The following is a 9,788-nucleotide window of genomic DNA, read 5'->3' as shown; positions in this document are numbered from 1 at the left end:
GTGCCGAGGGCGGCGGGTCAGGCCGGGGGACACGGCGCTGACCTGCACGGATGCCGTGTCCGGGGGAGACTGTCAGTGCCGGGGTGCAAACTGGCCGATACCTGAGACAACGACGTCCCGGAGGTGGTCGGCATGGCCGACATCATCCTGACCGTAGGCACGCGCAAGGGCCTCTTCATCGGCCGCAGGCGAGGGGGCGCCTGGGAGTTCGACGACAGCCCGTACTTCAACGCACAGGCGGTGTACTCCGTCGCCATCGACACCCGCGGCCCCGCCCCGCGCCTCCTCGTCGGAGGTGACAGCGCGCACTGGGGCCCTTCCGTCTTCCACTCCGACGACCTCGGGCGGACCTGGACGGAGCCGTCGAAGCCCGCCGTGAAGTTCCCCAAGGACACCGGCGCTTCGCTGGAGCGGGTGTGGCAGCTGCACCCGGCGGCCGCCGAACCGGACGTCGTGTACGCGGGCACGGAACCCGCCGCGCTCTACCGCTCGGAGGACCGCGGGGAGTCCTTCTCGCTGGTCCGTCCGCTCTGGGAGCACCCCACCCGCTCCAAGTGGGTGCCGGGCGGTGGCGGAGAGGGCCTGCACACCGTGCTGACGGACGCCCGCGACGCCGGTGCGGTGACGGTCGCGGTGTCCACCGCCGGGGTGTTCCGCACCCGGGACGGCGGCGCGAGCTGGGCCCCTTCGAACGACGGCGTCTCGGCGGTGTTCCTGCCCGAGCAGAACCCGGAGTTCGGGCAGTGCGTGCACAAGGTCGCGCGGGACGCGGCCGACCCGGACCGGCTGTACCTGCAGAACCACTGGGGCGTGTACCGCAGCGACGACGCGGGCGCGCACTGGACCGACATCGGCGGCGGGCTGCCCTCCGACTTCGGCTTCGCGGTGGTCGCGCACCCCCACCGCGGCGGCACGGCGTACGTCTTCCCGATCACCGCCGACAGCGACCGCGTCCCCGCCGACCACCGCTGTCGCGTCTACCGCACGACCGACGCGGGCGAGACCTGGGAGCCGCTGAACACGGGCCTGCCCCACGAGGACCACTACGGCACGGTGCTGCGCGACGCCATGTGCAGCGACGACTGCGACCCGGCGGGCATCTACTTCGGCAATCGCAACGGGGAGGTGTACGCATCGGCGGACGACGGCGACAGCTGGCAGCAGCTCGCCTCGCACCTGCCGGACGTACTGTGCGTGCGGGCCGCGGCCATCGGTTGATCGCCCCCGCCGTTACGGCAGTAGGGTGACGCCGTGGCACCACGACCCTTGCATGAAATCGTCGAGACCGGCTGGGCCAAGGCCCTGGAACCGGTGGCCGAACGGATCGCCTCGATGGGGGACTTCCTGCGCGCGGAGGTCGCCGCGGGACGCACCTATCTCCCATCGGGGGCGAACGTCCTGCGCGCCTTCCAGCAGCCCTTCGACGACGTCCGCGTCCTGATCGTCGGCCAGGACCCCTATCCCACGCCCGGTCACGCGGTGGGCCTGTCGTTCTCGGTCGCGCCCGAGGTGCGGCCGCTGCCCGGCAGCCTCGTCAACATCTACCGCGAGATGAACGGCGACCTGGGGCTGCCCGCGCCGACGAACGGCGACCTCACGCCCTGGACCCGACAGGGCGTCCTGCTGCTCAACAGGGCGCTCACCACCGCCCCGCGCAAACCCGCCGCGCACCGCGGCAAGGGCTGGGAGGAGGTCACGGAGCAGGCCATACGGGCGCTTGCCGCGCGCGGCAAGCCGCTGGTGTCGATCCTGTGGGGCCGCGACGCGCGCAATCTGCGGCCGCTGCTCGGGCAGTTGCCGTCGGTGGAGTCCGCGCACCCCTCCCCCATGTCGGCGGACCGCGGCTTCTTCGGCTCGCGCCCCTTCAGCCGGGCCAACGACCTGCTGGTCCAGCAGGGAGCACAGCCGGTGGACTGGCGGCTGCCGTGACGACCGGGGAGCCCGGGGCGTGCGTGCTGGGCGTCGATTCGGGCGGTTCCGGACTGCGGGCGGCCCTGGTCGTGCCGCGGGACCTGCGGCGGCCCGACCCGGTGCGCTCGACGGAGCCGGTGCGCACCGGCCCGCGCGGCATCGACGCCGGACACTTCATGGCGCAACTGCTGCCCATGGCGCGGGGCTTGCTGGAGCGGGCGGGCGGCGGGCACATCACGGCCGTCGCCGTCGGCGCCGCGGGCCTCGCGACCCTCGGTGACGACCTCCGCGCCGAACTGCCGTCCGCGCTCGCGAAGGCGCTGGGCGTACGCCGCACGGCGCTGGCCGCCGACGCCGTCACGGCGTACGCGGGAGCGCTCGGCGACCGCCCCGGCGCCGTCGTCGCGGCGGGCACCGGCATGATCGCGATCGGCACCGACCTGACCGCCTGGCACCGCGCCGACGGCTGGGGGCACCTGCTCGGGGACTGCGGCGGCGGCGCCTGGATCGGCCGCGCCGGACTCGAAGCGGCGATGCGGGCGCACGACGGCAGACGCGGCGGCTCGCGGGCGCTGCTCGCACGCGCCGAGGCGGTGTTCGGTCCGCCTGCCGGGCTGCCGGGGCAGCTCTATCCGCGCACCGACCGCCCCGCGGTCCTCGCCTCCTTCGCGCCCGACGTCGCGGCATGCGCCGCCGACGACTCCGTGGCGGACGGCATCCTGCGGGCCGCGGCCCGTCACATCACCGAGGCCGCGGCCGCCGTCTGCCCCTCCGCCGACGCCTGCGAAGTCGCCTTCACCGGCGGCCTGTTCCGGCTGGGCGAGCCACTGCTCGCACCTCTGCGCGCCGAAGTGGCGGAACAACTGCCGCACACGCGGCCGGTCCCCGCGGCCGGCGACCCGCTGGACGGCGCGCTGCACATAGCGGCCGAAATCGCCGCGGACCGGTTGCGGCTGCCGCTCGACTCACGCATGCTCTCCGTCCACGGAGAAGGTGACAGTTGACCTCTACGTAATTCATCAGACAAAAACGGACTTATACCGCCCACCTGCACCCTCCCCGAACAGAGATGGCCCGCAAGCCAGTAGCATGCGGGCGCATGAGCTCCCCCACTGGGCCCGCATCCGGCCTGCCTGTACGAATGCCGCGCCCCCGTCAGCCGGGCCGGCACCGCCGTCCGGAGCCCGTCGCGGCTCCTGAGGGCGCGCCCGCACTTGTTCTCGCCGTGCCGGGCGCCCCCAGCACCACCACGCGCAGCCTCGCCGAGGAAGTCGTGAGCATCGCCCGCTCCGAGCTGCCCGGTCTCGACGCCAGAATCGGTTACGTCGACGGTGAGGAGGACGCCACCGTCACGTCCTTCCCCGAGTTCCCCTCGCTGCAGTCCGTGCTCGCGCACGCGGCCGCCGAGCGCACCGCCCGCGTCGAGCGTGCGCGCGCCGCGGGCGCCGAGGTGGCCGATCCCGAGGGTCCGGTCGCCGTCGTCGTGCCGCTGCTCGCGGGCCCCGACAGCGCCCTGATGCGCCGCATCCGGCAGGCTCTCATGGAGAGCCGCGCCGCCGCCGAGCTGACGGATGTCCTCGGCCCGCACCCGCTGCTCGCCGAGGCCCTGCACGTGCGCCTTTCGGAGGCCGGTCTGGCCCGCGCCGACCGCGCCCGCCTGTTCACCGTGGCGACGGCCGCGGACGGCATCGTGCTGGCCACGGTCGGCGGCGAGGAGGCCGTGCAGGCCGCCGGGATCACCGGCATGCTGCTCGCCGCGCGCCTCGCGGTGCCGGTGATGGCCGCCGCGCTCGACCAGGAGGGCGCCATCGCCGCGACCGCCGAGCAGCTGCTCGGCTCGGGCTCGACCCAGCTGGCCCTCGCGCCGTACCTGATCGGCCCCGAGCTGGACTCCGCCCTGCTCGACGCGGCCGCGAAGGAGGCGGGCTGCTCCGTCGCCGAGCCGCTCGGCCCCTACCCGGCGATCGGCAAGCTGGCGCTCGCCAAGTACACGACGACCCTCGGCATCACGCCGCAGCAGCCTTCGGGTGCCCCCGCGCACTGAAGCCGCTGCGTGTGTACGAGAACGGGCCCGCCCCGATGTGGGGGCGGGCCCGTCGTCGTACGAACGTCCCGTCGAGCCGTGCCGTCCCGTATCAGTCGAAGATCACGCACGAGGCCGCGGGTGCCTCGACGGAGCCCGCGCGGCTCGGGATGCCCGTCTGCCGGTCGATCGTGAACCAGGTGACGTTCCCGGAGCGCTCATTGGCCGCGTACAGGTGCCGTCCGACGGGGTCGATCGCCAGGTCGCGCGGCCAGTTCCCGCCGCACGGCACGGTCGCCGTGAGGCTCGGCGCGTCGCCCGCCTCGTCGAGAGCGATCACCGAGATGACGTCCGGGCCGCGCGTGGCGGTCCACAGGAACCGCCCGTCGGGCGCGATGACGACCCCCGAGGGGTAGGCGTCGCCCTCCGGGGCCTCCGCCAGTACGGGCAGCTCGCCGAGCGGCTTGAGCGAGCCTTCGACGGCGTCCCAGGCGCAGACGGTGAGGGTGGGGCTGAGCTCGTTCAGGACGTACGCACGGTCGCCGCGCGGGTGGAACACGAGGTGCCGCGGGCCGGACCCCGGACGCAGGGCCACCTCGCGGTGCAGGGTCAGACCGTCCTGCCCGAACGCGCAGACGCGCACCGAGTCCGTGCCGAGGTCGACGCCGACCGCCCAGCGGCCGCTCGGGTCGGCGAGGATCTGGTGGGCGTGCGGGCCCTGCTGGCGCTGCGGGTGCGGCCCCGAGCCGGTGTGCCGGAGCTCGCTCGACGGCGCGGGGGCGAGGGTTCCGTCGGCCCGCACCTGCACCGCGGTGACGCTGCCCGACCCGTAGTTGGCGGTGAGCACGTGCCCGTCGTACAGGGCCAGGTGGGTCGGCGCCGAGCCGACCGGGACGGGCGGCCCCGTGAGCTCGGTCCGGTCGCCCGCGGTGCGGAACGCGGCGACGCCGCCGTCGGAGGTCTCACTGACCGCGTAGAGCGTCCGGCCGTCGGGCGAGAGCGCGAGGTAGGACGGGTCGGCGACCGCGTCCGTGGCGCCGAGAACGGTGAGGGCCCCGGTGTCCGGCGCAACGGCCGCGGTGAGCACCCCGGCCCCTCCGGCCGCCGTGAAGGATCCGATGTACGCCCGCCCCGCCTGCCTGCCGACGACCACGACTTGTCCCCTCTCACCCCGGGCGCCACATCCGTCACGCCGCTCGTGCGGCTGACGCTAGCAGTCGGTCTAGACCAACGCCCGGGCCGGAGTGCGTTCGCGCACGCCGTCTGCCGGGTGGGCGTGCCGCGGTTGTGCGGGTCCTGGTGTCAGCGGATTCTGTAGGGGGACGAACGGGGCTGGTGTGGAGTGGTGACGGCAGGGAGCGCGGAGGAAGCCGACTTTCGTGGTCCCCTCGACGTCACCAGGGCGGCCACGGCGGTTCTCGACGCCCGGGACACGGTCATCGGATGGAGCCCCGCGGCGGAGCGGCTCCTCGGCTATGCGCCGCACGAGATCGTCGGGCGGCCGGTGGCCGACTTCCTGGCGCCCGGCGCGACCGCCGCCGGGCCCCCGCTCCAGTTCCAGGGAAACGAGATCCGCGTCGCCCGGCACCGAGACGGGCGCGAGCTGACCGTCGCCACCGCGGTGTGCACCCTGCCGGGCGCCGGTTCGGCCGTGCGTGTCCTCGTCGCGACGGAGCTGACGGATCTCCGGTTGTGGGAGTCGCGCCTCGCCCTGCTGCACGGACTGGCCACCCAGTCCCCCGTCGGCCTGGGCATCTACGACGCCGACCTGCGCCTGACCTGGTGCAACACGGCGTACGAACGGGAGATGGGGCGACCGTTCGCCGAGTTCCGCGGGATGCGGGCCGATCAGCTGTACTCGGACGGGAAATTCGTGACCAAGGGGCATCCGCCCACGCTCGAGGCGGTCATGCGTCACGTGCTGGACACCGGCGAACCCTTTCTGGACCTGCACTTCCAGGCCCGCCCGCCCAGCGACCCGGAAACCGAACACCTCTGGTCCTGCGCCTACTACCGGCTCCAGGACGCCGACGGACGCGTGATCGGAGTGTGCGAGGACGCCTTCGACATCTCCGACCGCCACCGGGCCCAGCGCCGTCTCGCCCTGCTCGTCGAGGCGGGCCGCGGCATCGGGACCGCCCTCGACGTGCGGGTCACCGCCGAGAAGCTCACCGAGGTGGCCGTGCCGGAGTTCGCCGCCACGGTCACGGTCGACCTGGTCGAGGCGGTGCTGGAGGGCGAGGTGCCCGCGACCGGCGAGGAGGCGGCGACATCGCTGGTGCGGGTCGCCCGCTGCCCGGCCGAGCAGGCCGACCGCACCGGGAGCCGCGCACCCGTGCGGTACCCGGCCGGTTCACCACAGCACCGCAGCCTCTCCTCGGGCGGGCTCGTGCTCGACGACTCGGCGCTCGTCGTGCCGCTGCGCGCCGGGAACGGCGTGCTGGGGCTCGTCACCTTCCTGCGTGGATCCGGTTCGGCCACCTTCGACAGCGGCGAAGTGGCACTGGCCGACGAGTTGGTCGCGCGGACGGCCGTGTCCATCGACAACGCCCGCCGCTTCACCCGTGAGCGCACCGCCTCCCTGGCCCTCCAACGTCAGCTGCTGCCCCAGAAGCTGCCTGAGCAGTCGGCCGTCGACCTGGCCCACCGGTATCTGCCCACCGACGCCGTGACAGGGGTCGGTGGTGACTGGTTCGACGTCATCCCGCTGTCCGGGACCCGGGTCGGGCTGGTGGTCGGGGACGTGGTCGGCCACGGTCTGCAGGCGGCCGCCACCATGGGCAGGCTGCGTACGACCGTACGCGCGTTCGCCCAGATGGACTTGGATCCCGTCGAGCTGCTCGCGCGGCTCGACGATCTGGTGGCGCAGTCGGCGGAGGAACAGTGGGGTGGTACCGGGGCGGGCGATGGGGGCTACGCCGATGTGACCACCGGGGCGACCTGTCTGTACGCGGTCTACGACCCGGTCTCGCGGCGCTGCGTCATGGCCAGGGCCGGGCATCTGCCGCCCGCGGTCGTCGACCCGGCCGGGCGCCTCTCCTTCCCCGGCCTGCCGGCCGGACCGCCGCTCGGCCTCGGCGGTCTGCCGTTCGAGTCCCTGGAGATCGAGCTGCCGGTGGGCAGCCTGCTGGCGCTCTTCACCGACGGCCTGGTCGAGGCCCGCGACCGCGACATCGACCACGGACTCGACACCCTGGGACGGGTGCTCAGCGACCGGGACGCGTCGCTCGAAGAGCTCTGCGACCGGGCGGTGACGGAACTCCTGCCGAGCGGTCCGACCGCCGACGACACCGCCCTGCTGCTCGTCCGCACCCGCGAACTCGACCCGTCACAGGTCAGCGAATGGGAGCTGCCCGCGGAGCCGGTCGCCGCGGGCCGGGCCCGGGAGCTGGCCACCCGGCAGCTGCACGCGTGGGGCCTCGAAGAGCTGTCGTTCGCGACCGAGCTCGTCGTCAGCGAGCTGGTGACCAACGCGGTGAGGTACGCCGCGGGACCCATCCAGGTACGCCTCATCCGCGACCGCGCCCTCCTGTGCGAGATCGCGGACACCGGCCACACCGCACCGCATCTGCGCCACAGCGCGGACGACGACGAAGGCGGGCGCGGCCTGCTCATCGTCGCGCGGCTCGTCCAGCGATGGGGAACGCGCTACACCCGCTCCGGCAAGACCATCTGGACCGAACAAGCCTTTCCCCGGCCGAACCGACGAGGACCGGCCAACGGCGGTTCGCCGCGACCTGATGTTGGCTAGGGTGGCGGACCAGAGCGGCGTCAACGGCCCTGACGGGAGGGGAAGGTGCATCGCCCTGCATCGAACGGGCCCGTGACCGGCCGCCCGGCGGCACCCCCGGTGCTGCCCTCGCCCTTGCGCAGGTGGCTCGGCCTGCTCTCGGCCCTCGCCGCGCTGGTGGTCGTCGTGATCGGGATGCAGTACGCCGGTCACAGCGAACCCGGCAGGGTCGACCGGTGGTTCATCGACCCGACGGCGGACAGCGTGCGGCCGCCCTGGCGGAACGTCGCGCTGGCCACCGACTTCTGGGGAGAACCGGCCGGAGCGGCGCTGCTGGTCGTGGCCGCCGTCGCGGGCTGTCTGCTGCTCCGGCACCCTCGCGGGGCGGTGCTGATCGTCGCCGGGGCCGCGCTGGCCGTGGGGACGACGACGGTGGTCAAGTCCCTGGTGGGACGCACCATTCACGGCGACGAAAACCTGTCATACCCGAGCGGTCACACCGCCTTCGCCACCGCGCTCGCCGTCACGGTGACGCTGCTCGCGACCGGCAGGCTCGGCCTCGGCAGAACGGCCGGGCTCTCGCTCGTGCTCGCCGCGGCGCTGGTCGTCGGCGCCGCCATGGGCTGGGCCCAGGTCTCGCTGAGCGCGCACTACCCGACCGACGTCCTCGGCGGCTGGTGCACCGCGCTGGCGGTGGTCCCGGTGACCGCTTGGCTAATCGACCGGACGGCCGACCGGCGGGCCGATCGAACGGCCGACGCCGGTCGCCGGGAACCCGACTGACATACCGTCACATCACGCCAGGCGGCGGAAGACGGGCTTCACCGGCCGGCCCGCCATCCAGGGCGTGGGATCGGCGGCGTCCAGTGCCTTGCGGTACACCGCACACGCCTGGGCCACCACGTCGACGGTGTGGTCGATGTCGGCGTCGTCGAGCGCACTGCTCACCACGAACGACGGGGCCAGCACCCCGCCCGCGAGGAGTCGGCGCAGGAACAGGGTGCGGTACTGCTGCGAAGGCCGGTGGTTCTCGTCGAGGGTGGCGAAGACCAGATTGCTGGCCCGGCCGCGTACGACGACGTGGTCACCGACGCCCATACCCGCCGCGGCCTCCCGGACCCCGGCGGCCAACCGCTCGCCGAGGGCGTGCAGTCGGGCGGTGACGCCCTCCTCCGTATAGACGGTCTGCACGGCCATCGCGGCGGCCAGGGAGTGGGTCTCCGCACCGTGCGTGGTGGACAGCAGGAACACCCGCTCGTCGGAGTGGCGCAGCCCGCCCCGCTCCATCAGCTCGCGGCGCCCGGCAAGGGCGGAGACGGCGAAGCCGTTGCCCAGCGCCTTGCCGAAGGTGGAGAGGTCGGGGGTGACGCCGTACAGACCCTGGGCGCCCGCCTCGGACCAGCGGAAGCCGGTGATCATCTCGTCGAAGACCAGTACGCAGCCGTGCCGGTCGGCCAGGTCGCGCAGGCCCGTGAGGTACCCGGGCGGGGGCTCGGTGTGCCCGGCCGGTTCCAGGATCAGACAGGCCACCTCGCCCCGGTACCGGGTGAGCAGCTCCTCCGTGGCGGCCAGGTCCCCGTACGGGAACGCCACGGTGAGCTCGGTGGTCCGCGCCGGGATGCCCGCGGACATCGGCGTGGTGCCGATGAACCAGTCGTCGACGGAGAAGAACGGATGGTCGCCGCAGACGGCCACCCGCGGGCGCCCGGTGACGGCGCGGGCAAGGCGCACCGCTGCGGTCGTGGCGTCGGAGCCGTTCTTCGCGAACTTCACCATCTCGGCGGTCGGCACGGTGGCGAGGAAGCGTTCCGCGGCCTCGGCCTCCACGATGGACGGCCGGACGAAGTTGCTGCCGCGGTCGATCTCGCGCCGCACCGCCTCGGTCACGCGGGGGTGGGCGTGGCCGAGGCTGACGGACCGCAGACCGGAGCCGTACTCGACGTAGCGGTTGCCGTCGATGTCCCACACGTGGGCACCGCGGCCGTGGCTGATGACCGGGGCCAGGTTCTCGGGGTACTGGTCGTCGCCCTTGGCGTAGGTGTGCGCGCCGCCGGGGATCATGGAGTGCAGCCGCTCGTTCGCCTGCCGCGACCGGGGCAGGAGGAGCTCATCGGTGCCCATGGG

At 73.7% G+C, this 9,788-nt stretch carries 8 protein-coding genes; 6 read left to right on the top strand and 2 right to left on the bottom strand.

Features of this window, described 5'->3' with window-relative positions; translation table 11 throughout:
• The first annotated feature begins 132 nt into the window (after nucleotides 1-132).
• From AOK03_RS34030 to AOK03_RS34015, 4 genes are all read left to right on the top strand, one after another.
• Nucleotides 133-1,218: a WD40/YVTN/BNR-like repeat-containing protein gene (locus AOK03_RS34030; RefSeq protein ID WP_055569242.1), complete on the top strand. Its 1,086-nt coding sequence runs from the start codon at nucleotides 133-135 to the stop codon at nucleotides 1,216-1,218.
• 33 nt (nucleotides 1,219-1,251) lie between these two features.
• Nucleotides 1,252-1,929, top strand: a complete 678-nt coding sequence (locus tag AOK03_RS34025; protein WP_055569237.1) for a uracil-DNA glycosylase — start codon at nucleotides 1,252-1,254, stop codon at nucleotides 1,927-1,929.
• Nucleotides 1,926-2,915, top strand: coding sequence for an N-acetylglucosamine kinase (locus AOK03_RS34020; RefSeq protein ID WP_055569236.1), 990 nt, complete (start codon nucleotides 1,926-1,928; stop codon nucleotides 2,913-2,915). Before AOK03_RS34025 ends, AOK03_RS34020 begins: the two co-directional genes overlap by 4 nt.
• Nucleotides 2,916-3,010: 95 nt before the next feature.
• Nucleotides 3,011-3,955, top strand: coding sequence for a sirohydrochlorin chelatase (locus tag AOK03_RS34015; RefSeq protein ID WP_079075128.1), 945 nt, complete (start codon nucleotides 3,011-3,013; stop codon nucleotides 3,953-3,955).
• Between the two features lie 91 nt (nucleotides 3,956-4,046).
• Here AOK03_RS34015 and AOK03_RS34010 read toward each other — a convergent pair whose 3' ends face one another.
• Nucleotides 4,047-5,087 carry a lactonase family protein gene (locus AOK03_RS34010; protein WP_055569234.1) on the bottom strand — a complete coding sequence of 347 codons (1,041 nt, stop codon included), beginning with the start codon at nucleotides 5,085-5,087 and terminating at the stop codon, nucleotides 4,047-4,049.
• Between the two features lie 189 nt (nucleotides 5,088-5,276).
• Here AOK03_RS34010 and AOK03_RS34005 point away from each other — a divergent pair, with 189 nt between their 5' ends.
• Nucleotides 5,277-7,685, top strand: coding sequence for a SpoIIE family protein phosphatase (locus tag AOK03_RS34005; protein ID WP_425264441.1), 2,409 nt, complete (start codon nucleotides 5,277-5,279; stop codon nucleotides 7,683-7,685).
• A 72-nt stretch (nucleotides 7,686-7,757) separates the two neighbouring features.
• On the top strand, nucleotides 7,758-8,447 hold the full coding sequence (locus AOK03_RS34000; protein WP_055569233.1) for a phosphatase PAP2 family protein: 690 nt from the start codon (nucleotides 7,758-7,760) through the stop codon (nucleotides 8,445-8,447).
• Between the two features lie 12 nt (nucleotides 8,448-8,459).
• Here AOK03_RS34000 and AOK03_RS33995 read toward each other — a convergent pair whose 3' ends face one another.
• A complete protein-coding gene (locus AOK03_RS33995; protein ID WP_055569240.1) occupies nucleotides 8,460-9,785 on the bottom strand; it encodes a glutamate-1-semialdehyde 2,1-aminomutase in 1,326 nt (441 codons plus the stop codon).
• Between the last annotated feature and the right edge of the window lie 3 nt (nucleotides 9,786-9,788).

The sequence above is a fragment of the Streptomyces atriruber genome (assembly GCF_001418325.1).
In the GTDB taxonomy this organism is placed as follows: Bacteria; Actinomycetota; Actinomycetes; order Streptomycetales; family Streptomycetaceae; genus Streptomyces; species Streptomyces atriruber.
The sequence above is the reverse complement of the archived record's forward strand: the minus strand, read 5'-3'. Positions and strand labels throughout refer to the sequence as shown.